This is a genomic window from Kitasatospora sp. NPDC023176 (assembly GCF_055560495.1).
In genome coordinates, this window is sequence record NZ_JBVHIP010000012.1 from 14,789 (window position 1) to 40,621 (window position 25,833).

Here is a 25,833-nt window from a genome sequence, read left to right on the forward strand (position 1 = left end):
CGGTGTGCCAGGCCCGTACTGGTGACCCGCCAGTAGGACACCCGTATAGTCCAGGGTCTGACGATCAGTTCAATCACAAAATCGGGGTTTCCTTGACCAGCACCTCCATGAAGCGGCGCGGCGCGTTCCTGTTCGCGACTGCCGCCCTTGTCACCGTCGGCACCCTGGGCGGCACCGCCCAGGCCGTGCCCAACTCCGGCTCCCTTTGGGTCGGCTACGGCAAGAGCAACACGTATGCCAGCGTCAAGTGCGTCCAGGAGATCTCCAACGACCTGCAGTACCAGACCGGTTACCACGGGATCGCCGTGGACGGCTCGTTCGGCCCCGACACCTACGGGGCGATCGTGGCCATCCAGGCGTGGGCGAGCCTGCAGCAGGACGGCGTCGTCGGCCCGAGGACCGGCGACGTCATGGTCGAGGCCACCAAGGACTACTACGGTTGCTACCCCTACCTGCCCACTCTCAAGTGACGTTCGGCGCTCGGCGCCGGTAGGCGTCGGTGTTGGTGGGCCCGGCCGGGAGGCCGGGCCCTTCGCGTAGGGCCCGCACCACGGCGGGGGCCGGCCGCGCCGCCGGAATCCTCGTCGCCGAGGACGTCATGCGGCCCTAGTCGCCATACTGGCAGGACCCGCCGCACTGGCAGGACCCACCGCTCTGGCAGCCGCAGGAGCAGCCGGGGCCGCACTGGCAGCCCGAAGAGACCGTGCCTTCTGTTGAGTTCTCCATGGCAACTTCCTTCCGGGGGCGCCCGGTTGAGCGGGCGGTGCGGCTTGATCGCCATGGTCGAGCTTGCCCGTAGCCGGAGTCGCTATGCCCACGTTCACGCGAAGGGGTCGTATCCGCTCGTTCGCGTTGACGGGTGGGGTCCAGATCGCGGGACTTCCCTCCCCGCCCGGCGTGGACGCCGGGCTCCGGCCGCTGCGGCGCGGATGACCGGGAGCGCCACGGCTGAGGTGTGCACGGGAAGTCGGCTGGGGCCGACTTCCCGCACACCGGGCCCGAACGCGGAAGGGTTACTTGACCGCGAGGATGTCGACCAGGCGGATGTCCGGGTCGGCGGCGAGGAGGTCCGGGCCGACCTGGGCGAGGGCGGCGGGGATGCGACCGGTCAGGTGGGCCTGGCGGCCCGCGTCGTCGGCGAAGGCGTCGAAGATGCCGAAGGTGGAGCCGTCGACCTGGAAGGCGTACCAGACCTGGGTGCCGGCCTCCTCGGCGGCGATGGCGCGGGCGGTGTCCAGCAGCGCCGCCACCTCGGACTCCTTTCCGGGCTTGGCGGTGAGCAGGGCCAGCACACCCAGCTTGAGCGTCATGTCGGTCTCCCTCGTACGTGTCGTGAAGCCCCTTGCGGGATGGGCCCCGTTCGGCCCGAATCACAAGCTACGGGGCCGAAAACCGACCCACGAGTGGCGGAAACGACGTGTCGGCTACCGTTTCCGACATGCAGATCGCCCTGGTGGCCGTCGACGGCATCTTCGACTCCGGACTCTCCGCCCTCCTCGACGTGCTCGGCACGGCGAACGCCGTACGCCTCCAGGGCGAGGAGACGCCGCCGTTCACGGTGACCGTGGTCGGGGCCGGCACCGAGGTGCGCACCGGCAACGGCCTCACCCTGGCGACCGTGCCCGCCGACGAACTGCCCCACCGGCCGGACCTGCTGCTGATGCCCGCGACCGGGTTCAAGACACCCGACGCGGTGCTGGCGGCCGTCCGCTCACCCGCCAACGCCTGGGCCACGGAACTCGGCGGCAGGCTGGCCGAGGCCGGCACCCCGGTCGGCGCCGCCTGCACGGGCACGTTCTTCCTGGCCGAGGCCGGCGCGCTCGACCAGCTGCGGGCCACCACCAGCTGGTGGCTGGGCCCGTTCTTCCGCACCCGCTACCCCGGGGTGCTGCTGGACGAGTCCCGCACCCTCGTCCAGGACGGCCGGGCGACCACCGCCGGCGCCGCCTTCGCCCACATCGACCTCGCGCTCTGGGTGGTGCGCCGCCACAGCCCGGAACTGGCGGACACGGTCGCCCGCTACCTGCTGATCGGCGACCGGCCCTCCCAGGCCGCGTTCGCCGTACCGACCCTGCTGGCCCAGGCCGACCCGACGATGGCCGCGTTCGAACGCTGGGTGCGCGCCCGGATCGCCGACCCGCCGCCGCTCACCGAGGCCGCCCGGGAACTGGGCGTCAGCGAACGGACCCTCCAGCGCACCGCCCAGGCCGTCCTCGGGATGACGCCGCTGGCCTTCGTCCAGGAAGTCCGGCTCGACCAGGCCACCTTCCTGCTGCGCACCACCCCGCTCAGCGCCGAGGCGATAGCGACCAGGGTCGGCTACCGCAACGTGGGCACCCTGCGCGCGCTGGTCCGGCGCAAGCGCGGCACCACGCTGGACGCGCTGCGCCAGGGCGGCTCGGGCGCGGACTGACGGGCCGCGGGCTCCGGGCATCCCCGCCCGGTGTGCACCCCGGGCGGGGACAGGGCCGACCGCCTCAGCCGTGCGAGGCGGCGGGCGCGAGGACCGCCGTCAGCAGGCGGTTGGCGAGGGGGGTCGGGGCGCCGAAGTCGAGGCCCAGGTTGGAGACCGAGTACACGGCGTGGACGGACAGGTCGCGGGTGGCGAACATGCCGTTGGCGTAGCCGTCGTCGTGACCGGTCTTGCCCCAGAGCACGGCCCCGTTCGGCAGCGGGGTGGACATCAGGCCGGCGCCGAAGCAGGCCACCTGGTTGCAGGAGGTGCCGCCGACGAACGGGACGAGCTTGCCCGCGTCGTCCTTGGGCAGGGTGAACAGCTCGTTCTGCTGCGCGGCGGGCAGCAGGCCGCCCTGGAGCAGCGTGGTCAGGAAGTGGTCCAGGTCGGCGGTCGTGGAGATCATGTTGGACGGGTCGCCGCCCTGTTCGCTGGTGTCGACGGCCCGGCCGCGGTCGTCGGCCATGTAGCCGTGCAGGTAGGGGCGGGGCATCCGCGGGTCGTCCTCCGGCACCGAGGTCTGGCTCAGGTGCAGGGGCTCCAGGATGCGGGCGGTGACCTCGTCCTTGAAGGAGTCACCGGTGATCTGCTCGATGAGCTTGCCCGCAATGCGGAAGCCGAGGGAGTTGTACTCCTGCTTGCTCCCGGGCGCGAAGTGCGGGCCGGGCCACGGGCGGTCGTCCGGGCGCAGGGTGCCCTGGATGATCTCGTCGAAGGTGCGGTAGTCGTAGCGGTCGGCGATCGTCTCGTCGGCGCTCTCGGCGGGCTTGCCCTCGTCCACGTTCGGCAGACCGCTGGTGTAGTTGACGAGCTGGCGGACGGTGATCGGGTCGAAGGTGTCCGGGAGCAGGCCCGGCAGGTAGTGCTGGACGGTCTGGTCGAGGTCGATCCGCCCCTCGGCCGCGAGCTGCAGGACGACGGTGGTCTCGAACACCTTGGAGATGCTGCCGGCGTGGAAGTGCGCGTTCTCCGGGATCTTCCGGCCGGTCTGGCTGTCCACCGTGGACCCCTTCCACGACTGGCCCGGCTCGGCGACCAGGGCGACCGCGCCGGCGGCATTGTCGGAGGGCCGGGTCTCAAGGGCGGCCTGGAGCGCGGCGGGGTCCAGCGCCGGGAAGGCCGTCGCGGCGGTGGAGTTGCCGCCGCTCGCGGCGAAGGCCTGGGCACCCGACACGGCGGTGAGGCCGACGACGGCGGAACAGGCCAGACCGAGCGCGGCGGCACGACGGGCGAACGGCTTCATGTGGGGCACCCCGTGAGATCGATACGGCTGAGTGGGCCTCAGCGACGTCATCCATCCTGCTCGGCGGCAGGCCCGCCCGGTATCGGGACCAACCCCGATCCGCCCCTGACCCACCCCTGAGGGCACGTCAGGACTGCTACTGGCGTTCGAGCCGTCCCCGCCCGGCGTGAATGCCGGGCGGGGACGGTGAGTTCGGGTGGTGGCTCCACTGCTCCGGCAAAGTCACGAGACCGCTGTCGGCAGGCGATGCGAGACTCGGCCCATGAAGCCCAATGATCCCAAGGATGACCTGCACCGTTACCTCAAGGCAGCCCGCCAAGCCGTCGTCTGGAAGCTGGACGGATTGTCCGAGTACGACATCCGCCGCCCCCTGACACCGACCGGCACCAATCTCCTCGGCCTCGTCAAACACCTCGCCAGCGTCGAGCTCGGGTACTTCGGCCCGACCTTCGGCCGCCCGCACAACGAATCCCTCCCCTGGCACGAGGAGGACGCCGAGCCCAACTCGGACATGTGGGCACCCGCCGACGAGTCGCGCGAGGACGTTCTCAGCCTCTACCACCGCGCCTGGGCGCACGCGGACGCGACGATCGAGGCGCTACCGCTCGACGCGATGGGCCACGTCGCCTGGTGGGGCGACAATGGAGACGTGACGCTTCAGCGGATCATGCTGCACATGACGGCCGAGACGAACCGGCACGCCGGCCACGCCGACATTGTCCGCGAGCTGATCGACGGCAAGGCCGGTATGCGGGAGGACAACGGCAACATGGATGGCGGCGACGAGGCCTGGTACCAGGACTACCGGAACCGACTGGAGGCGTCCGCTAAGGAGGCCCAGGCCAAGCAGCGCTGAGGTCGCCCCGACGCCGCCCCTGTGCGGCAGTAGTCCCAGCTCTGCGTCTCGGATTGGGAGGAGCACTGCTGACACGGTGCGCCGGAAGTCGGCAGGGTCGACTTCCGGCGCACCAGTGCCCTGTCCCGCCCGGCGTGAATGCCGGGCGGGGACGGGGGAGTTCAGAGCTGGTGGGTGGTGATGGTGATCGGGTGGGCGGTCCAGTCGGTCATGTCGCCGACGTAGAGGGTGACGCTCCAGCGGCCGCTGCGGGAGAGGCAGTGGGCGACGCCCTGGCCGCCGCCCGGGCCGATGCAGAGGCGGATGAAGTCCCGGTGGGCCGCGCGGATCGGGCGCCGGCGGACGTGGTCCCACAGCACGGGCAGCGCGTGGTCGAGGCTCTGGAACACGGTGGGCAGCATGATGCCGGTGATCCGGGCCTGGACGGCGCTCATGCGGCGGCCGCCTCGGAGCCGGTGGAGAGGTGGAACCAGACGAACTTGCCGATGCCGCCCCGGCGCGGGCAGCACCCCCACTCGGAGGCCAGTTCCCGGACGAGGAGCAGGCCCCGGCCGGTCTCGGAGGTGGTGGAGGCGGTTCGGAGCGAGGGCTTCTCGCTGTCGGCGTCGTGCACCTCGATGCGGAGGGTGGTGGGGGAGGGGAGCTGGAGGCGGACGAAGATCAGGCGGTCGCGCGGGGCGCGGGCGTGCTGGACGGCGTTGGTGACCAGCTCGGAGAGGAGCAACTCGCCGGTGGGGAGGAGGGGTTCGGCGGCGGGGTGGGGGTGGAGGAACTCGCGGAGCTCCTGGCGGGCGTTGCGGGGGGACTTGGGGTGTCGGGGGAGCCAGCAGGTCTGTTCGCGCATGGCAGGGCCACCTCTGGAGTGTGCAGGTGAGAGCGGCTGGAGAAGGCATGGGGATGCCCGGTGGAAGCCCGCCATGATCACGATGTGTCGACTAGCGGACTACGGTAAGTAGCATGCGCCTCATGTCTTCTGGAGTGCAAGTCCATACTTTGGAACTGGTCAAAGATTGTTGTCCCGAGCGGAGGGCGGCAGACTGGCAGCGCACATACGGCTGGGAGGTCAACGCGTGCCCGTGAACAGGAATCCGACGGTTCGACAGCGACGGCTCGCTCGAACGCTCAAGGAGTTGCGGGTTGCTGCGCGGATGACGATGGTTCAGTCCGCCAGGCAGCTGGACTGCGCCGAGAGCAAGATCAGCCGGATCGAAGCCGCGCAGTCCGGTATCAGACTCGTGGACCTCAGGCTGCTGCTTGACCTCTACGGTGTGACGGACCATGCGGTGCGTAGCCGACTTGAGGAGTTGTCCCGGGAGGGACGCCTGCGCGGCTGGTGGGACAGGTATTCGGACGCGCTGTCGCCGCTCTACGCCGACTACATCTCGCTGGAGGCTGATGCCTCGGATGCCTACAGCGTGGAGACCTTCCTTGTCCCCGGGCTCCTGCAAACGGAGGACTACACCCGGGCTGTCGTTCGGGCGCAGATAGAGGACGCCAGCGTCGAGCAGGTTGAGCAACTGACGAAGGTCCGGCTGGAGCGGCGATCGGTCCTGACGCGCGAATCGCCGCTTCGGCTCTGGGTCGTGCTGTCGGAGTCCGTGTTGAAGCACCAGATCGGTGGGCGGGCGGTGATGAGAGAGCAGCTCGACTATCTGGTCGCCATGGCGGGCCAGCCCAATATCAACATCCAGGTGCTGCCGGAGGAATCGGATGTTCATGCGGCGCTGTTCGGTCCGCTCGTCATCCTGAGCTTCCCCGAGAGTACGGAGACGGACGTGGTGTACGTGGACAGTCTCCTCAGCACGCTCTACATCGAGGAGCCAGGCGAGGTCTTCAAGTACTCCAGCCTGTTCCGGCGGGGTCTGGCCGAGTCGCTGCCCCGCAAGGAGTCGATTGCGTTCATCGAGCGCATTGCGAAAGGAAATGACAGCGATGAGTAGCGTCCCCCAGGGTACGGCCGTTGAGCTCATCTGGAGAAAATCATCGTTCTCAGGTGCGCAGAGCAACTGTGTGGAGATAGCCATAGGCGTGGTCGGGGTTGTGCCCGTCCGGGACTCGAAGGACCTGGGTGGGCCGGCTCTGCTCTTCCCGGCTGATGCCTGGGCGTCCTTCGTGGCCGGGGTCAAGTCCGGGGAGTTTCCGACCGACTGAAACAACAGGGGTGCCCCGCACGGGCTGTGGCCGTGCGGGGCACCCCTGCTGGCGAACTCAGATGATGCGGCCTATGTGGATGACCGCGATGGTCACCGTTTGCTCCGCGACCTCGTACAGAACGCGGTACCGGCCGATGTGGATCCGGCGGAGATCCGGGGAGCCATAGGGTGCTGAGCCTGCCGGTCGGGGGTCGTCGGCCAGAAGGTCGACGGCGTCCATGACTTGGCGAAGCCCGTCCGCGTCATCCTTGAGGAACCGGGCGGCTGCGTTGATCGCAGGCTCGTCCCAGGTGATCTGGTAGGTCATTCACGCTCCAGGCCCAGGAGGGACCGGACGTCCTCGTGGGCAACGCTCGCGACGGTGCCCTCGGCCTGGCGGGCGCGGTAGCGGGCGACTGCGAGCTCATCTTCGAGGTCGGCGAGCTCCTGCGGATTGATGAGCACGGCGGCGGGCTGGCCGTGGTCGGTGATGGTGATGCGTTCGCGGCTGTGGGAGGCGCGGCGTACCAGAGTGCCGAATCTCGCTCGCGCCTCGGTCATGGGCAGAGTCTCACTCATGGCAGAAGTGTACACTTCTCGCTTGTTATGGTGCGAGGTGTTGGCTCAAGTCACTGATCGTTGCTTTGGGTGGCAGCGAGGAACGAAGTGCGGTTCAGCTGAGGTTGTCGTACCAGAAGAAGATGGTCCTCAGAACCACGCCCGGGGCGCCGGCGCCGAAGCCGATGACCATGGACTGGCCTACAGCCACATCCGTGGGGTCGATGCCGTGGGACCACGTCACCTTGGCGTCCAGGCCGGGAATCGAGCGGCCGGGGGCGTATGACCTGTACGTGCCGCGCGCGTGGGCGATGAGCACCCCGTTGCGGCGCAGCTCCGCCCGGCGCAGGCTGGTGGACCGCAGCTCGTAGGTGCGGTCGCCGACCACGGCAGTGCGGGTGCGGGACTTCCGGCTCATCGGCACGTTGTGGCCGCCGATGTTCATCGCGCCGTGGTCGCGGTCGGGCACCACCGTGACGGTGGGCATCCCCGTCCCCTGCACCCGGGCGATGACGGACGGCCAGCGATCATGACTGACCTGTATCGGCCCGAACGGGCCGTCGATCACACGCTGTTGGAGCTTGGGCATGTCTGGGCTACCCCCGTATACCGAGAACTGACAGCGGAGCTGCCGTGGGACGGCAGCTCCGCTGTCTTGCTGAACGCTGTTGACTTAGAAGTCGTCGTCGAAGGCGACGGTGCCCTCGACGGCCACCTGGTACGCCGACACGCGGCGCTCGAAGAAGTTGGTCAGCTCCTGCACGTTCTGGAGCTCCATGAACCCGAACGGGTTGGTGGACCCGTAGCGGATCGGCATCCCGAGCCGGGCCAGGCGCTGGTCCGCCACGGCCTCCAGGTACTGGCGCATGGAGTCGGTGTTCATGCCGGCGAGACCGTCACCGCACAGGTCCTGGGCGAACTGGAGCTCGGCCTCGACGGCCTCCTCCAGCATCTCGGTGACCTGCTTGGCCATCTCGTCGTCGAAGAGGTCGGGCTCCTCCTCGCGAACCGTGTCGACGACCGACATCGCGAAGTCCATGTGCATGGACTCGTCGCGGAACACCCAGTTGGTGCCGGTGGCCAGGCCGTGCAGCAGGCCGCGCGAGCGGAACCAGTACACGTACGCGAACGCGCCGTAGAAGAACAGACCCTCCACGCACGCCGCGAAGCAGATCAGGTTCAGGAGGAACGCGCGGCGGTCCTCCTTGGTCTGCAGCGAGTCGATGTGGTCGACGGCGTTCATGTACTTGAAGCAGAACTGGGCCTTCTGGTGGATGGAGGGGATGTTCTCCACCGCGGCGAAGGCCGCGTTGCGGTCCTCCGGGTCCGGAAGGTAGGTGTCCAGCAGCGTCAGGTAGAACTGGACGTGCACGGCCTCTTCGAACAGCTGCCGCGAGAGGTACAGCCGCGCCTCGGGCGAGTTGATGTGCTTGTAGAGGCTCAGCACGACGTTGTTGGCGACGATCGAGTCACCGGTCGCGAAGAAGGCGACCAGGCGGCCGATCAGGTGGCGCTCGCCCTCGCTGAGCTTCGCCAGGTCGGCGACGTCGGAGTGCAGGTCCACCTCCTCGACGGTCCAGGTGTTCTTGATCGCGTCGCGGTACCGGTCGTAGAACGACGGGTAGCGCATCGGGCGCAGGGTCAGCTCGAAGCCGGGGTCGAGCAGCATCTTGCGGTCGTCGGCAGTCATTACTGGCAGGCCTCGCAGGACTCGGGGTTCTCCAGGGAGCAGGCCAGTGCGGCTTCCTGCTCCGGGGTGAGGGTGGGGGTGCCGACGGGAATCGTGTCGGTCGGCACGGGCGCGGCGGCACGGGCGGTGCCGGAGGCGGCCTGGGCGATGCGGGTCGCCGGGCGCGAGCGCAGGTAGTAGGTGGTCTTGAGACCGACCTTCCACGCGTAGGCGTACATCGAGCTGAGCTTGCCGATGGTCGGCGCCGCCATGAAGAGGTTCAGCGACTGGCTCTGGTCCAGGTACGGCATGCGGGCCGCGGCCAGGTCGATCAGCGCGCGCTGCGGCAGCTCCCACGCGGTGCGGTAGAGCGACCGGACCTCGGCGGGCAGCCAACCCAGCTCCTGCACCGAGCCGTTGGCGTCGCGCAGCGAATCGCGGGTCTGCTGGTCCCAGACGCCGAGCTCCTTGAGCTCGCGCACCAGGTACGGGTTGACCTGGAGGAACTCGCCGGACAGGGTCTCGCGCTTGAACAGGTTGGACACCTGCGGCTCGATGCACTCGTACACGCCGGCGATGGAGGCGATGGTCGCGGTCGGGGCGATCGCGAGCAGCAGCGAGTTGCGCAGGCCGGTCTCGGCGATGCGGGCGCGCAGCGCCGTCCAGCGGTCGGCCCACTGGGGGGCGGCCGTCGGGAAGTGGTCGATGTGCAGTTCGCCGCGGGCGGCGCGGGTCTCGCCGTAGGCCTCGTGGCGGCCCAGCTGCTCGGCGAGGTCGGCGGAGCGCTCGTAGGCGGTGAGCATGATGCGCTCGGAGATCATCGTGGACAGCTGCTTCGCGACGGCGGAGTCGAAGTCGATCCGCAGCTTGAAGAAGACGTCCTGGAGGCCCATCACGCCGAGGCCGACCGGGCGCCAGCGGGAGTTGGACGTCCCGGCCTCGGTGGTCGGGTAGAAGTTGATGTCCACCACGCGGTCGAGGAAGGTGACGGCCGTGCGCACGGTGGCGTCGAGGCGCTCCCAGTCCATGGCGCCCAGCAGGTCGTCGGCGGAGGCGCCGGGGGCCACGTGGGCGCCGAGGTTGACGGAGCCGAGGTTGCAGACGGCGGTCTCGGAGTCGTCCGTGACCTCCAGGATCTCGGTGCACAGGTTGGAGGAGTGCACCGTGCGGCCCGGCAGCGCGGTCTGGTTGGCGGCGCGGTTGGAGGCGTCCTTGAAGGTCATCCAGCCGTTGCCGGTCTGCGCCAGGGTGCGCATCATGCGGGCGTAGAGGGTCTGCGCCGGGATGGTGCGGACGGCCTTGCCGGCCAGCTCGGCCTTGCGGTAGGCCTCGTCGAAGTCGGCGCCCCAGAGGTCGACCAGCTCGGGGACGTCGGCGGGGGAGAACAGCGACCAGTCGGCGTTGGCGTTCACCCGGCGCATGAACTCGTCCGGGATCCAGTGCGCCAGGTTGAGGTTGTGGGTACGCCGCGCCTCCTCACCGGTGTTGTCGCGGAGCTCCAGGAACTCCTCGATGTCGGCGTGCCAGGTCTCCAGGTAGACGCAGGCCGCGCCCTTGCGGCGGCCGCCCTGGTTGACGGCGGCGACCGAGGAGTCGAGGGTGCGCAGGAACGGCACGATGCCGTTGGACTTGCCGTTGGTGCCGCGGATCAGGCTGCCGCGCGAGCGGATGCGCGAGTAGGACAGGCCGATGCCGCCGGCGTGCTTGGAGAGGCGGGCGATCTGCGCGTAGCGGTTGTAGATCGAGTCCAGGTTGTCCAGCGGCGAGTCCAGCAGGTAGCAGCTGGACATCTGCGGGTGCCGGGTGCCGGAGTTGAAGAGCGTCGGCGAGGAGGTCAGGTACTCCAGGCGGCTCATCAGGCCGTACAGCTCGGCGACCTCGCGCACGGACTGCTCGGAGTCGCCGACCGCCAGGCCGCAGGCGACGCGGAGCAGGAAGTGCTGCGGGGTCTCGATGACCTTGCGGGTGATCGGGTGGCGCAGCAGGTAGCGGGACTGGACGGTGCGCAGGCCGAAGTACTCGAAGCGGTCGTCGCCCGCGGTGTCGATCAGCGCGTCCAGGGCGGGGGCGTGCTTGGCGACGAAGGCGGCGGTGGTGTCGCCGATCAGGCCCTCGGCGTGGCCGACGGCGATCGAGGCGGAGAAGGAGACCGAGCCCTGACTGTTCGCCTCGTCGACGATCTCCAGAGCAAGCAGACGGGCCGCCAGCTTCGAGTACTGGGGGTCCTCGGCGATCATCGACGCGGCGGCGTCCACGGCCAGCCCGCGCAGCTCGGCGAAGTCCGAGCCGGCGTGGCGGCCGCGCAGCGCGGCGGCGGCGACATGGCCGGGGTCGACCTCGGGGAGGTCGGTGCTGCGGTCGGTGAGCACCCTCAGCAGCGCGCCCCCGGGGTCGGAGACCGTCGGGTCGGTGAAGGCGGTACCGGTGCCCTGAGCGGGCAGGGTGACTGAGGCAGCGGTGGTCAAGGCGCTCTCTCCTGGCGGCGATCGGCGGCGTGATCGGGGGGGTACCGGACCGATCTGGGCAGGGGAGCACGGCGCGAACGCGGAAAGCGTCGCGCGAGGTGTCTCCCCGGCCCGCCCGCGAGGCCCGGAGGTGTGGTGCTGGTGCTTGTGCGGCCTCTGCGGGAGGGCCGTGGGCACGCTGTTCGGCAGGTACTCGGACTCGCGGTACGGCTGCTCCAGCCGTCCGCATACCGCTGCGGGGCAGTCCCGGACTCCCACCGGGTTCCCCTGCATCGACAGCAGAAGCGAGCATACATGTAGTGGTGTCTCCTCGATGCGACACCACATGTAGTGCGGCGTGGCGTGTTGGCGTGATGACCGGCGGTGCCCGGGCGGGTGACGGTTCGTGGTCGTCCGAGGGCCGGAGCGGCGCCCGGGGGGCGATGCGGCGGCGCCCCGGACGCCCCGGATCCGCGCGTCGGATGCCCCCGGATCCGCGCGCCGCGCGTCCTGGTTTCGCCACGGAACGGTCACCGGGCCTAGGGGTGCTCAGGGGGATGCCCTACGATCTGGGCGCATGAGCGACGGAACTGGCGTACCTGGGCACGGGCCGCAGGGGACGCCTCCCGCCGGGCCGGGGGGCGCACAGAATCAGCAGCCGGCGGTACCGGGCCCGGTGCCGCCGCCGAGCGGCGGCTTCGGCCCGCCGCCGGCTTCCTACGGGCCGGTGGCGCCGCCCGGGCAGCCGTTCTCGCAGCCCGTCCCGCCGGTGCCCCAGCCGGCCCCGCCGATTGCCCAGCCGGTTCAGCCGATTGCCCAGCCGGTTCAGCCGGTTCAGCCGCCGGCCCCGCAGCCGCAGTGGCAGCAGCAGCCTCCCCAGCAGCCGGTTCCGCCGCAGCCCGGCCCGCCGCAGCTGGTTCCGCCGCAGCCCGGCCCGCCGCAGCGCGTCGAGCCGGACTGGGAGGCGCTGGCGAACCGCAACGAGGCCGCCGGCAAGCGCAAGCGCCGGGTGAAGGTCATCGGCATCGTGGCCGCCGTCGTCCTGGTGGGCGGCGCGGTCGCGGGCGGCGTGCTGCTCCTCGGCAAGAAGGACGACCCGAAGAAGGTCGGCGGCGGCGCGGTCTCCACCGCCTCGACCAAGCCGACCCCCGGCCCGTCGAGCGCGAGCGGGACCCCGGGCGGTCAGCCGGACGACCCGTCGAAGCCGATCTGGGAGGCCGCCACCGACCCGGCGCCGCAGGACGCGGGGGCGCTGTTCTCCGCCCTGCAGGTGACGGTCAACGGCGCGACCTGGAACCGGACCGTGGTCTCGCTGGACCAGCCCTGCTGGGACGGCAACTCCACCACCGGCGGGCTCGGCAAGATCCTCGGCGACCAGGGCTGCCAGAAGGTGCTCCGGGCGACGTACGTCTCCGGCGACAGCGCGGTGACCGTCGGCGTGGCCGTCTTCGACCACAAGATCCAGGCCGAGACCGCGATGAAGAACTTCGCCGGTCAGCTCAAGGGCCTCCCCGCGGCGGGCGCGCCGGCGTTCTGCGCCAACCCCGGTTGCACCGGCACCCACGCCAGCCTGGGCCGGTACGCCTACTTCACCGTCGACGGCGCGGCGAAGGGCGGCAACACCTCCGACGCCACCGCGACCGCGGCATCCTCCGGGTTCGCCGAACACGTGAAGGGCCAGCTGCTCCAGCGGGCCAAGGCGGCGGGCACCGCCACGCCCGGTTCGCAGGGCACGTCGGCGGCCACCCCGACCGGCTGACCTGTCGTGACACCCCGGCGGCGGAGCCGTTCGCCGGGGCCGGGGGAGTGTGGCAGGCTCTCGTCGGAGTGAGTCGTACGCGTGTTCCGGTTGCGTCCGTGGGGGTCGGTACCGGCGAGCAACCGGAGGAGCGGTCGTGGCCCTGCCCAGAGCCCTGCGCGGCAAGTCGGCCGTCCTGGCCGCGGCCGGCACCGTGGTCGTCGCGGGCAGCCTCGTGCTGCTGGACCGCGACGACCGGAGCGTGGTCGGACAGCCCGTCCGGGTACCGGTGTCGGTCGGCGCCCCCGGTCGGACCCTGCCGCCGGACGTGGGCCGGGACCTGCTGGCCCGGGACCCGCAGGCCTCGCCGAACGCCCGCGCCGTCCAGCAGTTCCTCGCGGACCTGGAGGCCCAGGCCCGCACCGGGCACAGCGGCGGCACGGTGATCGGCCAGCACGTCGAGGCGCACAACGAGCGCGACAACCCCGGCTACGGCGACTACCGGGGCACCAAGCAGGTCGGCTACTACTACAAGAAGGCCGCCGACATCACCGGCCGGCTGCCCGGCTTCATGGAGACCGACCTCGGCCCCGGCTACGGCCAGAACGCCTGGGGCGTCGGCAACCCGCGCTCCTACTCGGCCGGCCGCTGGCCCACCTGCCGGGCCGGCTGGCAGTACACCGACGACGCCGTCGACCTGATGGCCGCCGTCTGGTCCGGCCACCCGCGCGCCGACGACGGCTCCTACGACAGCGCCGGCGTCCAGCACAACTGCGACGGCAGCACCACCGAACTGCCGGACAACGGCGGCGCCCCGGCCGGGATCGTCGGCATGTCCTTCCACGAGCCCTACCCCGGATCCGACGTCAAGTCCTTCGACCGGGTGCTCTGTTCGAAATCCCCGGCGGCCACCGACCCGGGCTGGTTCGGCCGGGTCGTGGACGCCGCGGGCGACACCCCGGAGTACCGCGCGCTGATCACCGACCTGTCCTACCTGGCCGACCACCTGGAGTACCTGGCCGCCCAGGACGTGCCGGTGCTGCTGCGTCCGTACCACGAGATGAACGTCAAGGACTGCTCCAGCCGGTTCTGGTGGGCGGGCCAGAAGCCGGCCGACTACCAGGCGCTGTGGCGGATCACCTACAAGTACCTGGTGGAGACCAGGGGCCTGCACAACCTGCTGTTCGCCTGGACGCCGGTGTCCTGGGACGGCGCCCCGGGGACGGACCCGTGGGACTACTACCCCGGCAGCCAGTACGTCGACGTGGTCGGGGTGGACGACTACAGCGGCAGCCCGGCGCACCCGATCGGCACCGGCGAGGTGTGGACCAAGCGCTACTACGACGGGCTCGCCGCCTACGGCAAGCCGCGGATGCTCGCCGAGTCCTTCGCCGTGCCCGTCAACTCCCGCCAGCCGGACACCCTGCGGCGTACCCCCTGGACGATCTGGACGGTCTGGGGACAGGCGCTCACCGCCGACAACCTGGCCCCGGACCAGCCGGGCAACTCCAGCGCGGACGTCAACGCCACCTACCACAGCCCGCTGGCGATCACCGGCGGCTCCGGCCAGTCCGGCGGAAGCATCGACTGGAGCGGGCTGCACGTCCGCTGAGCCGCCGGGATCCGTCGGCGGGATCCGTTGAACGGGCTGGATTCCGGGTCCGTTGCGCCGTGTGGCATCCTGTGGCGGCGAAACCGAGGGCGGGCGGACGGACGGTCGGAGAAGGCCGAAGGGGTGGGGGTGCGGGGATGACACAGACGCGTCCGATGCGTGGGGCCGGTGGCCTGGCGATCGGCTGGGGCGTGGTGCTGCTCGGCTGGGCGGCCTACAACTGCTTCGGGCAGGTCGGCTTCGCGACCTACCTCAAGGGCATCTTCTACTACGGCGGGACCTCGGTGGACGCCGAGACCGGAAGCCTCAACTACGGCCTGCTGTACCTGCTCTCGGGCCTCCTGCTGCTGCGCGGGCGCAACTGGGCGCTCGGCGTCGCGGCGGGCGTGGCCCTGGTCGAGGGCTACAACCGGGTGCGCAGCCTGACCGGTGCGCTGCTGGACAGGCCGCAGCGGGAGTGGTTCACCGGGACGACCGAGGGCGAGCTGAAGCTCGCGACCTTCGCGCTCGGCGTGGTCGTCACCGCGGCGCTGATCGTGCTGCTCGCCCGCTCCTCGTGGCGGGAGCGGCCGGAGGCCGCGTCGGCCGGGGTGCCCTGGCCGGTCATGCAGACCGCCCCGTCCGCACCGCAGCCCGCGCCGTACGGCCCGCCGCAGCCCGGATGGCCGCAGCAGCAGCAGCCTGCCCAGCCGGCGTGGTACCAGCAGCCGACCGCACCCCAGCAGCCCCAGGCCCAGCAGCCTCAGCCCCAGCAGCCCCAGCCTCAGCAGCCCCAGCCCGGCGCATGGCCGCCGGCCCAGCCCCTGCCGCAGCAGGTGCCGCCGCCGGGTGGGTACGCCCAGCAGCCGCCGCCCCAGGCGGCTCCGGCGTACCAGCCGACCGTGGCCCAGCAGCAGTGGCCCGCCGCCGGCCAGCCGGCACCCGGTCAGCCGCCCGCGGGCCAGCCGACCACGGGCCCGGTGGCCCCCGGCCCGGTCGTGCCGCCGCCCGCCGACGCCCCGCCGGCGAACCGGCCGCCGCAGGCCTGACCGCCCACCGACCACCCGTGCCCCGCCCGGGGCCGGACCGAGACCAGACGAGGAACGAGTCCCGCCATGACAGCGACAGCCCCCGCGCGGACGGTGCTCACCACCTCCCGCGAGGCCGCCCGGCTCGCCGAGCGACAGATGTCGTGGAAGCCCCGGGTGCTGCCGTTCTACATCGCCTTCGCGATCATCTTCACCTTCTCGATCTGGGCGTACGTGCCCAACCCGACCCCGCTCGGCTGGGCGATCACCATCCTGTGGGGCATGCCGGTGTTCGGTGTGCTGATCGGCTTCCAGGGGGTGCTGATGGTCCGCCGACGGCTGCGCCAGGTGGGCCGGATGACCCCGCCGGCGCCGGTCGAGGACGACTTCCTGATCGTGCTGGTGCCGACCATCGGCCGGCATGACACCTACCCGGCGCTGGAGCGCTCGGTGCTCTCGTACGTCGAGCACCTGCCGTCGTACTTCCCCTGGATGCGGGTGGACATCCTCACCGAGGAGGGCTGCGCCGCCGCCGAGAAGATCGACGAGCTGGCCGAACGCCACCCGCTGATCAGGGTGGTGACCGTGCCGAAGGCGTACCAGACGGCCAACGGCACCAAGTTCAAGGCCCGCGCCAACCACTACTCGCACGAGCTGCGGATCGAGGAGGGCGAGGCGCAGGACGACGTCTGGGTGCTGCACATGGACGACGACACCGGCGTCGGGCCGGACACCGCCGCCGCCGTCGCCCAGTTCGTCAACCGGCAGCGCCGGGCCGGGGACGACGCCAAGCACATGGCGCAGGGCATCCTGACGTACCCGCGGGAGAACGCCGTCTCCACCTTCACCTGGCTCGCCGACGCGATCCGCCCGGCCGACGACATCGCCCGCTTCCGCGCGATGACCGGCACCGGCACCCCGATCGCCGGCGTCCACGGCGAACTGCTGATCGTGCGCTCCTCGGTGGAGGCCACCATCGGCTGGGACTTCGGGCCGAAGACCATCGTCGAGGACGCCCAGATGGCGCTGAACTTCTGCCAGCGCTACCCGGGCCGCAGCGACTGGTTCAACGGCCGCTGCTACGGCGCCTCGCCGGCCGGTGTCAAGGACTTCCTCAAGCAGCGCGAGCGCTGGGCCTGGGGCCTGGTCGCGCTCTGCTTCAACAAGACCATCCCGCTGCGGTACCGGCTGTTCATCGGGATGGGCATGGTCAGCTGGGTGCTCGGCCCGCTGCAGCACGTCGGCCTGGTGCTGATGGTCGCCTGGTTCACCGGCACGTGGAACACCTCACCGGTCACCCAGTCCGTGGTGCTGCTGTGGGCGATCAACTTCGCCTACGTGATCTGGACCTACTGGGAGGGGCTGCGGCTGAACGTGGTCGCCTCGGCCAACCACCGGCGCAAGTGGTGGGAGCCGATCGTCGTGGTGGCCTGCATCCCGGTGTTCTCCTTCCTGGAGGGCTGGGGCGGGCTGCGGGGGCTGATCAAGTTCCTCAAGCGCGAGGAGAACAAGTTCGTCGTCATCGCCAAGCCGGCCTGATCGGAAGTCACGACCGTTGAAGCGCCCAGCCATCTTCATCCTGCCGACCGTCGTCGTCGCCATAGCCGTCGCCGTCCCCGTGGTGTGGGGCGACCACCCGATCCGGTTCGACCACCAGCGCCCCACCACCGTCCACTTCGCCGCCCCCACCGAGCAGGGCCGGGTCTGGGGCTTCGGCAAGGACGCGCCGCCGGTCGCGGACACCGGCCCCAAGGTGGCCCGCCCGTGGACCAAGGGAAGCCCCGAGTGGGGCGTGCAGGTGTACTGGCTGGACGACCCGGCGGACCCGGACAACTTCGTCCAGGGCAAGGCCGACCGCATCGTCAAGTACGTGGTCGGCCTGAACGCCAACTCCCTGTCGGTGACCTTCCCTTACTACACGACGGGTTCCAAGTCGAACGCCGTCGCCGCCCGGCCGACCTCGCCCACCCCGGAGCGGCTCGCCATGCTGCTGGACGCCGCGCACCGGGCCGGACTGCGCACCACCGTGCGTCCGATCATGGACGAGGAGGTGTTCGACTACCTCAACACCCTCAAGTGGCGCGGCAACATCGCCCCGACCGACCGGGACGCCTGGTTCGCCAGCTACGCCGCCTTCCTGGAGCCGTACCTGAAGACCGCCCAGGACCACAGCGCGGCCGAGTTCACCATCGGTACGGAGTTCAACTCGCTGGAGGGCGACCCGCACTGGCCGGGGCTGATCGAGCAGGCGCGCAAGACCTTCCACGGCGAGCTGGCGTACGACGCGAACTTCGACAACTGGTCCCAGGCGCCGGTCGCGGTGCCGGCCGACGTCACGGGTGTGGACGCCTACCCGCCGGCCAAGAACGCCGCCGACGACGCCTCGATCGCCGAGCTGGAGGCCAGTTGGAACGCCTGGCTCGACAAGCGCGGCAAGGGCGCGCAGCCCACCACCAAGCTCACCGAGGTGGGCATCCCGGCGCAGAAGGGCGCGTACAAGACGCCCGGTGAGTACTACAAGAAGACCGAGGTGAACGAGGCCGTCCAGGCCAGCTGGTTCACCGCGGTCTGCCAGGTGGCGCAGCAGCGCAAGCTGAGCGGGGTGTACTTCTGGTCGCTGTACTTCGGCATCGACCCGACCCTGCCGATCACCCCGGACACCCCGCGGATGGACTACGCGGGGCGCGCGGGCTCCGAGAAGGCGATCCGCGACTGCTTCGCGCAGACCTACGAACTCCCGCCCGCGTAAGCCCTGTCCGGCCGCCGGTCACTGCCGGGCCGGGCCCTAGCCGGCCGTCGCCCTGCTGGTCGGGCTGTGGGCCGGCCTGGTGGTGCTCGGGTGGGCTCCGGGCTTGCTGGCAGTCGGCGTCGGAGTCGGGGTCGGTGTGGGGGTCGGCGTGGGCGTCGGGGCCGGAGTGACGGTGGGGGACGCCGTCGGCGCCGGGGCGGCCGGGGGGTCCGGCTGCACCCCGGCCAGCGCGTCCGCGATCTGCTTCTCCAGCCACGGCGTCACGAACCGCATGCCGGCCGGCGTGAGGTGCACCCCGTCGTTGGCGGGGGTGACCCAGTGGCCGTCCTTGTCCTTCCACACGCAGGTGTCGTACGGGCAGTAGAAGCCGTCCAGGTCGACCAGCCGGACGGTGCCGCCGGCGGACTTCACGTAGTCGGAGATCTGCTGGTCGTAGCAGGTGCCCCAGGCCTTGCTGATGGCGCCGTTCTCGACGCGCTCGTTCATCAGCAGCACCTGGGCGCCGGGCGCCCGCCGGTGGATCTGGTCCACGGCCTGGGCGAGCTGGGTGCGGTACCGGGTGCGGTAGTCGTCGTCGCAGGGGTTGAGCCAGGTGCCGTCCAGGTGCTGCTCGGCGGCGTCCCAGCCGAGGTGGACCAGGACGGCCTTCGGGGCGGCGGAGGCGAGCTGCCGGTCCCACGCGGCGGCCCGGTCCCGGCAGTCCGTCTCGGTGTCGAACTCCACCTGGGAGGTGGTGCGCACCTTGTCCGGGTCGAACACCCCGCAGCCGCTGATGCCGCCGTCGACCACCCGGTAGCGGTCGCCGTGCCGGTAGAGGCCGGTGGCGAGGTCCTGGGCGAAGGAGTCGCCGAGTACCAGGACCATCGGCTTGCCGTCCGGACCGGACCGCATGTCGTGGGTGACCCAGGCGGGCAGGTACCAGGCTCCGGCGGTGGCCACCGCGGTGGTGACGGCCAGCAGCGGGACGGCCGGGAAGGCCCGCCAGCGCAGCACCCGCAGCTTCTCGGTGGCGGTGTGCAGCAGCCAGGCCAGCACCCAGGAGACCGGTCCCCCGATCAGCAGCAGCTTCTGCGGCGAGATGTCGTCGACGTAGTGCTGCAGCAGCCAGTACACCGGCAGGTGGAGCAGGTAGAGGCTGTACGAGATGGTGCCGGTGAGCCGCAGCGGGGGCAGTGACAGCAGCCACACCAGGGGGCCGCGGTCGTGGCAGAGCGAGGCGGTCAGTACGGCGGCGAGCGCCGCGACCACGGCCAGTCCGCCCTGGTAGAGCCAGGGGTCGTGGTAGGTGCCGACGGACAGGCTGGCCCAGACCAGGCCGCCGAGGGCCGCGGTGCCGACCAGGGTGGGCAGCGCGACGCCACCGCGCCGGGTCGAACGGGAGCCGTCGGTGGTGGCGCGGGCCTTGCCGCGCAGCCACAGGTAGACCCCGAAGGCGGCGGTGGCGCCGGCTGCGAAGCCGACGGCGCGGGTCTCGGTGCCGAGGTAGAGGCGGTCGCTGTTGCCGCCGTTCCACATCAGCGGGGCGACCGCCGCGGCGGCCGCGAACAGGACGGCGGTGGCGATGCCGGTCGCGCGCAGCGAGCGGCGGCACAGGCCGAAGACCACGAGCAGCAGCACCGGCCAGACCGCGTAGAACTGCTCGGTGATGCTGAGCGACCACATGGCGGCCAGCGGGTCGATCGACGCGAAGTGCTGCCAGTAGGCGTCGCCGCGCGACAGCTGGGCCCAGTTGGCGACCTGGGCGAGCGCGGCGAGTGCCTGCGGGCGCAGGTCCTTGACGTCCCGTAGCGGGCTGACCAGGGCGGACAGTCCGACGACCAGGATGATGGTGGCGAGCAGGCCGGGCAGCAGCCGCTTGGCGCGGCGGCGGTAGAAGACGCCGAGCCGGATGCCGTCGGTGCGATCCAGCTCGCGGATCAGCACCAGGCTGACCAGGAAGCCTGAGAGCACGAAGAAGACGTCCACACCGAACAGGCCGTTCTGGAACCAGTCGGTGTGGTAGAGCAGCACGGAGGCGATGGCGAGGCCGCGCAGCCCGTCGACCGCTGTGAAGCGGACCGAGGGCGGCAGGGGGCCGCGCGGCGCGGGGACCGGCGCGGGGATCGCGTAGCGGCTGGTGGTCGGGGCCGCTGTGCCCCGTGCTTCGCGCATGTCCTGAAGCGTGGGGCCGCTTCCGGGCACGCCGAGGCTGGGCCCGTCGTCCATGTGGTGCGTCCCCCCGGTCGATCGACTGTCGCGACGTGTCAAAGACATGTCTTGATCTGTGGTTTATATCAAAAGACGCCTGTTGATCGTCTGCCGGTCACCGGGGACGGGGATGACCGGCGAGCCGGCGCCGGGGTGTCAGAACGCCATGGTGTAGACCATCAGGTCCATCCCCGGGTAGGGCGCCCAGTCGCGTTCCGGGGTGCGGCGGAAGCCGACCCGCTCGTAGACGCGGTGGGCGGCGGTCATCTCGGGGCGGGTGGAGAACGCCATGCCGGCCAGGCCGAGTTCGCGGGTGCGGGCGACGGAGGCGCGGACCAGGGCCTCGCCGACGCCGCGGCCGCGGGAGGCGGCGGCGGTGGCGAGCATCCGGATCTCGCCCTCCCGCGGGGTCGCGATGTCGGCCCACTCGGTGCCGCCGACGGCGAAGGTCACGCAGCCGAGGACCTGTTCGCCCGCCGGGTCGACCGCGACCAGGAGTTCGGCCTCCCGGGAGCGGCGCTCGGCGTCGCGCAGCAGCTCGACGTAGCTGCTCGTGGGCCGGGTGTAGCCGTCGCCGACGAAGGCGTCGACGGTGATCCGGCCGGCGTCTTCGAGGTCGCGGGGGAGGGCGTGGCGGATGAGGTAGTCCATCGGGCCAGTGTGCCGGAGCCGTGCTGGGTGGTGATCTGGGGGGTCGAGCGGACCGGGAGGGTGGCCGGGTCGGCGGACGGGCGCAGCGAGGCGGCCGGCAGGGTGCCGTACAGCCGGTCGGCGCGGTGCGGGTCGGCGGGGTAGCCGCCGGGGCGGTGGTAGTTGTCGCGGCCGGCGGCGGGACCGCGGGAGAGTTCGCGGCCGATGAGGGTGCCGAGCAGGCCGAAGCCGCCGACGACGCCGGTCAGGGCGAGCGCGCTTGCGAGGGTGCCGGGTTCCATGGCCACCACTGTGGCCGGGGGGTGCCGGCGGCCACGAGTGGCAGGAACGCCGCGTTGCCTCGAAATCCTGCCAGCCGGGCCCTTCCCGGCGCCCGGCCCGCCGGGGCATCCTGGTCGGCATGTTGAAGAACGTGGTCACGGTGGTGCTGGAGGAGGTCCATCCGTTCGAACTGGGGGTGGCCTGCGAGGTCTTCGGCCTGGACCGCACCGCCGACGGCCTGCCCGGGTACGACTTCGCGCTGGCCGGGGCCCGCCCCGGACCGCACGCGACCCACTCCGGCTTCACGGTGGACGTCCCGTACGGCCCGGAGCGCCTCGCCGGGGCGGACCTGGCGGTGGTCACCGCCTCCGGGATCCGCGAGCAGTACCCGGAGCCGCTGCTGGAGGCGCTGCGCGGGGTGGTGGCGGACGGCGGCCGGGTGCTGTCCATCTGCAGCGGCGCCTTCGTGCTGGGCGCGGCCGGACTGCTGGACGGCCGCCGGTCCGCCACCCACTGGCGGCACAGCGAAGAGCTGGCCGGGCGCTTCCCGGGGACGGTGGTGGAGCCGGACGTGCTGTACGTGGACGACGACCCGGTGATCACCTCGGCCGGTACGGCGGCCGGCATCGACGCCTGTCTGCACCTGGTGCGCAAGCTGCAGGGGGCGGAGGTGGCCCGGGGGATCGCCCGCCGGATGGTGGTGGCGCCGCACCGGGAGGGCGGGCAGGCGCAGTTCGTGAACCGTCCGCTGCCGGAGGGCGGCGGCGACTCGCTGGCCCCGCTGCTGGACTGGATGCGCCACCACCCGGACCAGGAGGCGACCGTCGAGCAGCTGGCCGCCCGGGCGCACATGTCGCCGCGCACCTTCGCCCGGCGCTTCCAGCAGGAGACCGGCACCACCCCGCACCGCTGGCTGGTGGGGCAGCGGGTGCTGCTGGCCCAGCGGCTGCTGGAGTCCACCACCGAACCGGTGGACGCGATCGCCGCCCGCTGCGGCTTCGGCAACGCGGCGGCGCTGCGGCACCACTTCGGCCGTCGACTGGGCACCACGCCGCTGGCCTACCGGCGCTGCTTCGCCGACCCGGCGGCGAGCTGACGCAGCGGCGAGCTGATGCAGTGGCAAGCCGACGCGGTCGCGAGCCGACCCGGCCGACCCGGCCGGCCCGTCCGTGGGGACGGCCGGCGAACGTCCCGTCAGTCCGCCGTCCCGCCCAGGTGCCCGACGCCGTTCCAGCCGTCCGGCCGCAGCCGCCCGTCCTGGGCCCGCCACAGGCTGGTGGAACAGTTGTGCACCGGCCCGAGCGCGGTGAGCTGCTGTTCGCTGAGCCGGTCCAGCGCGTAGCGCAGCATCAGCACCGTGCAGTCGTGGGCGACCAGCAGGGCGGGCCGTCCGGCGTCCTCCTCGCACACGTCCCGCAGCAGGCTGCGCACCCGCAGGGCGACGTCGGCCCAGGACTCGCCGCCGGGCGGGCGGTAGTACAGCTCGCCCATCTTGCGCCGCCGGGCCGCCTCCTCCGGGTGCTTGGCCTCGATGGCGGCCTTGGGGAGCATCTCCAGGACGCCGAGTTCGCGGTCGCGCAGCCGCTCGTCGTACCGGACGGCGAGGGTGACGGGCACGGCGCCGAGCCCGGCGGCCTGGGCGTGCGCGATCCGGGCGGTCTCGGCGGTGCGCACGTACGGCGAGCACCAGACGCTGCGCGGGCGGTCGGCGCCGGGCAGGGCGGCCCACCAGCGGCCGAGCGCCCGGGCCTGCTGCTGGCCGCGCAGCGACAGCGGGATGTCGGCGTCGCGGCAGCTGATCGGGACGCTGAGCGAGCCGGCGGCCTCGGCCAGCTGGAACTCGACGTTGGCGGTGGACTCGCCGTGCCGGGTGGCGATCAGCACGGACGGCAGTCGGGTGGCCGACGCCGGGCGGTGGGCGGGGACGTGGTGGTGCGCGCCCTGGCCGGGCTGGTGCGGGCTCTGGGCGGACTGGTGCGCGCCCTGGCCGGGCTGGTGCGGGCTCTGGGTGGACTGGTGTTGGCCGTTGAGGGTGGTGCCGAGTTCTGCCATGGCCGCGAGCTCCCCGTGGGTCGATCAGGTTCCGGCCGGATGCCGGTCCGGTCTGGTGGTGCCCGGCGTGCACGCCTGTTCATACATATGATCGCGCCGCCTTCTCCAGTGTTCACGGAGAAGGCGGCACGATCACAGGGCGCGCGCAGTGCCAATCAGTGCGCCGCTACGGGCTCCGGCGCGTTCTCCCGCTCGTCGTCACCGGCCTCGGCGCTGTAGTCGGAGGGCTTGGTCTCGTCCGGGAGGTCGGGCGCCTTGACCGCCCGCAGCACCAGGGTGAGCGCCACCGCGATGATCAGGTTGAGCGCGAAGGCGGTCAGGCCGATGTAGCCGATCTCGCCGATGCCGGGGATCTCGGCCGCGTTCCCGCCGAAGTGCTTGGTGGCCGGGCTGGCCAGCCCGTACGCCTTCCAGGTGCCGTAGCCCATGCCGGCCGCCCAGCCGGCGAACAGCGCCCAGTGGTGGAACCAGCGGGTGAACAGGCCGCCGACGATCGCCACGAAGGTCTGCAGGATCCACAGGCCGCCCAGCAGTTGGAGGTTGATCGCGGCCTGCTTGTCCATGCCGAGCACGAAGACCAGCGCGCCGACCTTCACCAGCAGCGAGACCAGCTTGGCGACCCGGGTCTCGTCGGCGGGGGTGGCGGCGGGCTTGAGCCACTCCTTGTAGACGTTGCGGGTGAACAGGTTGGCCGCCGCGATGGACATGATGGCGGCCGGCACCAGGGCGCCGATCCCGATCGCGGCGAAGGCCACACCGGTGAACCAGTCCGGGAACATGTTCGCGAACAGCTGCGGCACCGACAGCTGGGAGTTGTAGCCCTTGACGCCGCTGCCGACGCCCGCCGCGATCGCCATGAAGCCGAGCAGCGCCAGCAGCCCGAGCATCAGCGAGTAGGCGGGCATGATCGCCATGTTGCGGCGCACGGTGTTGCGGGACTTGGAGGCCAGCACGCCGGTCACCGAGTGCGGGTACATGAACAGCGCCATCGCCGAGCCCAGGCCGAGCGTGGCGTACGTCCACTGCTTGTTCTCCGGGAGGGTCAGCCCGCCCGCCTTGGCCTGCTTGAAGTGGTCCGCGGCCGCGTCGAAGATGTGCCCGTAGCCGCCGAGCCGGATCGGGATATAGATCACCGCGACGATGATCACGATGTAGACCAGGGCGTCCTTGACGAAGGCGATCAGCGCCGGGGCGCGCAGGCCGGAGGAGTAGGTGTAGGCGGCCAGCACGCCGAAGGCGAGGAACAGCGGCAGGTCCTTGACGAACCAGTTGGCGTTCTCCCCGCCGCCGACGCCGAGTACGTCCAGCACCGCCTGGATGCCGACCAGTTGCAGGGCGATGTACGGCATGGTGGCCAGGATCCCGGTCAGCGCGACGACCAGGGACAGCGGCCGGGAGCCGTACCGGCCGCGGATGAAGTCCGCCGGGGTCACGTAGCCGTGCACCCGGGAGACCGACCAGAGCCGGGGCAGGAACAGGAAGACCAGCGGGTAGGCGACGATCGTGTACGGCACCGCGAAGAAGCCCGCCGCGCCGGTCGCGTACACCGCCGCCGGGACGGCCACGAAGGTGTACGCGGTGTAGAGGTCGCCGCCGAGCAGGAACCAGGTCACCCAGGTCCCGAAGCTGCGCCCGCCCAGGCCCCACTCGTCCAGGTGGGCCGAGCTGTCCGCGCGCCGCCAGCGGGAGGCGAGGAAGCCCATCACGGTGACCAGCAGGAAGAACAGCACGAAGACCGCGAGGGCCGGCACGTTGACGTCCTTCATCGCGCACCGCCGTTCCGGGCCGCCTTGCGGGCCTTCTCGTCCCGATTGATCAACAGGTAGGCGGCGACCGTGAAGACGGCCGACGCCGGCACCCAGAGCAGCTGGTACCAGTAGAAGAAGGGGACCCCGGCCACCGCCGGGTCGCTCTTGTCGTACGAGGAGACCCAGAGCATCGCGACGATCGGCACGAGCAGGGCGAGTCCGGCCAGCACCCGCTCGGGAGTCACGGCCGGGACGGGACTCCCGGCTGGCTCGGGCATGACAGCTTCGCTGGGGGATTGATCAGACGACATCGTGGGCTCCGCTCCGGAGGGTTCCGCCCGTCGGCGCCGCTGCTCCGGAGGTACCGCGCACCCCCGTGAGCCCGCCGGGCAGCACCATCGGTGATCGGCAGTCAGTACGGCTGCGCAATCTAGGGCATGGAGTGATCCATGTCACCGGAATTGACGTAAC

The 25,833-nt window shown here is 71.3% G+C and carries 25 protein-coding genes and 1 riboswitch; of the genes, 11 read left to right on the forward strand and 14 right to left on the reverse strand.

Going from position 1 to position 25,833, the window contains the following annotated elements:
* Nucleotides 1-92: 92 nt before the first annotated feature.
* A complete protein-coding gene (locus tag ACZ3YL_RS18510) occupies nucleotides 93-470 on the forward strand; it encodes a peptidoglycan-binding domain-containing protein (protein ID WP_223241857.1) in 378 nt (125 codons plus the stop codon).
* A gap of 543 nt (nucleotides 471-1,013) precedes the next feature.
* On the opposite strand, the gene ACZ3YL_RS18515 is transcribed toward ACZ3YL_RS18510, so the two are convergent.
* Nucleotides 1,014-1,310, reverse strand: a complete 297-nt coding sequence (locus tag ACZ3YL_RS18515) for a putative quinol monooxygenase (protein WP_188303258.1) — start codon at nucleotides 1,308-1,310, stop codon at nucleotides 1,014-1,016.
* A 128-nt stretch (nucleotides 1,311-1,438) separates the two neighbouring features.
* On the opposite strand from ACZ3YL_RS18515, the gene ACZ3YL_RS18520 reads away from it, so the two are divergent.
* Nucleotides 1,439-2,413 (forward strand): GlxA family transcriptional regulator, encoded by a 975-nt coding sequence (locus ACZ3YL_RS18520; protein WP_188303257.1) that lies wholly within the window; start codon nucleotides 1,439-1,441, stop codon nucleotides 2,411-2,413.
* A gap of 64 nt (nucleotides 2,414-2,477) precedes the next feature.
* Here the strand turns inward: ACZ3YL_RS18520 and ACZ3YL_RS18525 are convergent, their stop codons facing one another.
* Nucleotides 2,478-3,698: a serine hydrolase domain-containing protein gene (locus ACZ3YL_RS18525; protein ID WP_188303256.1), complete on the reverse strand. Its 1,221-nt coding sequence runs from the start codon at nucleotides 3,696-3,698 to the stop codon at nucleotides 2,478-2,480.
* Between the two features lie 262 nt (nucleotides 3,699-3,960).
* On the opposite strand from ACZ3YL_RS18525, the gene ACZ3YL_RS18530 reads away from it, so the two are divergent.
* Entirely contained in the window at nucleotides 3,961-4,554 is a 594-nt protein-coding gene (locus tag ACZ3YL_RS18530; protein WP_188303255.1) for a DinB family protein, read from the forward strand.
* Nucleotides 4,555-4,715: 161 nt separating this feature from the next.
* Here the strand turns inward: ACZ3YL_RS18530 and ACZ3YL_RS18535 are convergent, their stop codons facing one another.
* Both ACZ3YL_RS18535 and ACZ3YL_RS18540 read right to left on the reverse strand, forming a co-directional pair.
* On the reverse strand, nucleotides 4,716-4,988 hold the full coding sequence (locus tag ACZ3YL_RS18535) for a hypothetical protein (protein ID WP_465658495.1): 273 nt from the start codon (nucleotides 4,986-4,988) through the stop codon (nucleotides 4,716-4,718).
* Complete coding sequence (locus ACZ3YL_RS18540) at nucleotides 4,985-5,398, reverse strand: ATP-binding protein (protein ID WP_465658497.1); 414 nt, start codon at nucleotides 5,396-5,398, stop codon at nucleotides 4,985-4,987. Before ACZ3YL_RS18540 ends, ACZ3YL_RS18535 begins: the two co-directional genes overlap by 4 nt.
* A 226-nt stretch (nucleotides 5,399-5,624) precedes the next feature.
* Between ACZ3YL_RS18540 and ACZ3YL_RS18545 the strand changes: the two genes are divergently transcribed.
* Both ACZ3YL_RS18545 and ACZ3YL_RS18550 read left to right on the forward strand, forming a co-directional pair.
* Nucleotides 5,625-6,494 (forward strand): helix-turn-helix domain-containing protein, encoded by an 870-nt coding sequence (locus ACZ3YL_RS18545; RefSeq protein WP_465658499.1) that lies wholly within the window; start codon nucleotides 5,625-5,627, stop codon nucleotides 6,492-6,494.
* Nucleotides 6,487-6,705: a DUF397 domain-containing protein gene (locus tag ACZ3YL_RS18550; protein WP_465658500.1), complete on the forward strand. Its 219-nt coding sequence runs from the start codon at nucleotides 6,487-6,489 to the stop codon at nucleotides 6,703-6,705. Before ACZ3YL_RS18545 ends, ACZ3YL_RS18550 begins: the two co-directional genes overlap by 8 nt.
* Nucleotides 6,706-6,762: 57 nt before the next feature.
* Here ACZ3YL_RS18550 and ACZ3YL_RS18555 read toward each other — a convergent pair whose 3' ends face one another.
* The 5 genes from ACZ3YL_RS18555 to ACZ3YL_RS18575 form a co-directional block, all read right to left on the reverse strand.
* Complete coding sequence (locus ACZ3YL_RS18555; RefSeq protein ID WP_350504460.1) at nucleotides 6,763-7,014, reverse strand: type II toxin-antitoxin system RelE family toxin; 252 nt, start codon at nucleotides 7,012-7,014, stop codon at nucleotides 6,763-6,765.
* On the reverse strand, nucleotides 7,011-7,265 hold the full coding sequence (locus ACZ3YL_RS18560; RefSeq protein WP_465658502.1) for a type II toxin-antitoxin system Phd/YefM family antitoxin: 255 nt from the start codon (nucleotides 7,263-7,265) through the stop codon (nucleotides 7,011-7,013). Before ACZ3YL_RS18560 ends, ACZ3YL_RS18555 begins: the two co-directional genes overlap by 4 nt.
* A gap of 94 nt (nucleotides 7,266-7,359) precedes the next feature.
* Nucleotides 7,360-7,731: a hypothetical protein gene (locus ACZ3YL_RS18565; RefSeq protein WP_188303250.1), complete on the reverse strand. Its 372-nt coding sequence runs from the start codon at nucleotides 7,729-7,731 to the stop codon at nucleotides 7,360-7,362.
* Between the two features lie 186 nt (nucleotides 7,732-7,917).
* Nucleotides 7,918-8,934, reverse strand: a complete 1,017-nt coding sequence (locus tag ACZ3YL_RS18570; RefSeq protein ID WP_188303249.1) for a ribonucleotide-diphosphate reductase subunit beta — start codon at nucleotides 8,932-8,934, stop codon at nucleotides 7,918-7,920.
* Nucleotides 8,934-11,354 carry a ribonucleoside-diphosphate reductase subunit alpha gene (locus ACZ3YL_RS18575; protein ID WP_465658661.1) on the reverse strand — a complete coding sequence of 807 codons (2,421 nt, stop codon included), beginning with the start codon at nucleotides 11,352-11,354 and terminating at the stop codon, nucleotides 8,934-8,936. Before ACZ3YL_RS18575 ends, ACZ3YL_RS18570 begins: the two co-directional genes overlap by 1 nt.
* 191 nt (nucleotides 11,355-11,545) lie before the next feature.
* A riboswitch (cobalamin riboswitch) is annotated at nucleotides 11,546-11,686 on the reverse strand.
* Nucleotides 11,687-12,033: 347 nt separating this feature from the next.
* Between ACZ3YL_RS18575 and ACZ3YL_RS18580 the strand changes: the two genes are divergently transcribed.
* From ACZ3YL_RS18580 to ACZ3YL_RS18600, 5 genes are all read left to right on the forward strand, one after another.
* A complete protein-coding gene (locus ACZ3YL_RS18580) occupies nucleotides 12,034-13,116 on the forward strand; it encodes a hypothetical protein (protein WP_465658505.1) in 1,083 nt (360 codons plus the stop codon).
* 136 nt (nucleotides 13,117-13,252) lie between these two features.
* Entirely contained in the window at nucleotides 13,253-14,707 is a 1,455-nt protein-coding gene (locus ACZ3YL_RS18585; RefSeq protein ID WP_465658507.1) for a glycoside hydrolase family 26 protein, read from the forward strand.
* 137 nt (nucleotides 14,708-14,844) lie between these two features.
* Nucleotides 14,845-15,735 (forward strand): hypothetical protein, encoded by an 891-nt coding sequence (locus ACZ3YL_RS18590; protein ID WP_465658509.1) that lies wholly within the window; start codon nucleotides 14,845-14,847, stop codon nucleotides 15,733-15,735.
* Nucleotides 15,736-15,801: 66 nt separating this feature from the next.
* Entirely contained in the window at nucleotides 15,802-17,253 is a 1,452-nt protein-coding gene (locus tag ACZ3YL_RS18595; RefSeq protein WP_188308442.1) for a glycosyltransferase family 2 protein, read from the forward strand.
* A 16-nt stretch (nucleotides 17,254-17,269) separates the two neighbouring features.
* Nucleotides 17,270-18,463, forward strand: a complete 1,194-nt coding sequence (locus ACZ3YL_RS18600; RefSeq protein WP_188308441.1) for a glycoside hydrolase family 113 — start codon at nucleotides 17,270-17,272, stop codon at nucleotides 18,461-18,463.
* A 36-nt stretch (nucleotides 18,464-18,499) separates the two neighbouring features.
* On the opposite strand, the gene ACZ3YL_RS18605 is transcribed toward ACZ3YL_RS18600, so the two are convergent.
* On the reverse strand, nucleotides 18,500-20,614 hold the full coding sequence (locus ACZ3YL_RS18605; protein WP_465658512.1) for an acyltransferase family protein: 2,115 nt from the start codon (nucleotides 20,612-20,614) through the stop codon (nucleotides 18,500-18,502).
* 192 nt (nucleotides 20,615-20,806) lie between these two features.
* Nucleotides 20,807-21,301: a GNAT family N-acetyltransferase gene (locus ACZ3YL_RS18610; protein ID WP_188308439.1), complete on the reverse strand. Its 495-nt coding sequence runs from the start codon at nucleotides 21,299-21,301 to the stop codon at nucleotides 20,807-20,809.
* 400 nt (nucleotides 21,302-21,701) lie between these two features.
* Between ACZ3YL_RS18610 and ACZ3YL_RS18615 the strand changes: the two genes are divergently transcribed.
* Nucleotides 21,702-22,658: a helix-turn-helix domain-containing protein gene (locus ACZ3YL_RS18615; protein WP_465658514.1), complete on the forward strand. Its 957-nt coding sequence runs from the start codon at nucleotides 21,702-21,704 to the stop codon at nucleotides 22,656-22,658.
* Between the two features lie 98 nt (nucleotides 22,659-22,756).
* Here the strand turns inward: ACZ3YL_RS18615 and ACZ3YL_RS18620 are convergent, their stop codons facing one another.
* From ACZ3YL_RS18620 to ACZ3YL_RS18630, 3 genes are all read right to left on the reverse strand, one after another.
* Nucleotides 22,757-23,614 carry a histidine phosphatase family protein gene (locus tag ACZ3YL_RS18620; protein ID WP_223243192.1) on the reverse strand — a complete coding sequence of 286 codons (858 nt, stop codon included), beginning with the start codon at nucleotides 23,612-23,614 and terminating at the stop codon, nucleotides 22,757-22,759.
* Nucleotides 23,615-23,769: 155 nt separating this feature from the next.
* A complete protein-coding gene (gene mctP / locus ACZ3YL_RS18625) occupies nucleotides 23,770-25,380 on the reverse strand; it encodes a monocarboxylate uptake permease MctP (RefSeq protein ID WP_188308437.1) in 1,611 nt (536 codons plus the stop codon).
* The gene (locus tag ACZ3YL_RS18630; RefSeq protein WP_188308436.1) at nucleotides 25,377-25,640 is read right to left on the reverse strand and encodes a DUF3311 domain-containing protein; all 264 of its coding nucleotides are present in this window, start codon (nucleotides 25,638-25,640) and stop codon (nucleotides 25,377-25,379) included. The genes mctP and ACZ3YL_RS18630 overlap by 4 nt, the downstream gene beginning before the upstream one ends.
* Nucleotides 25,641-25,833: the final 193 nt, after the last annotated feature.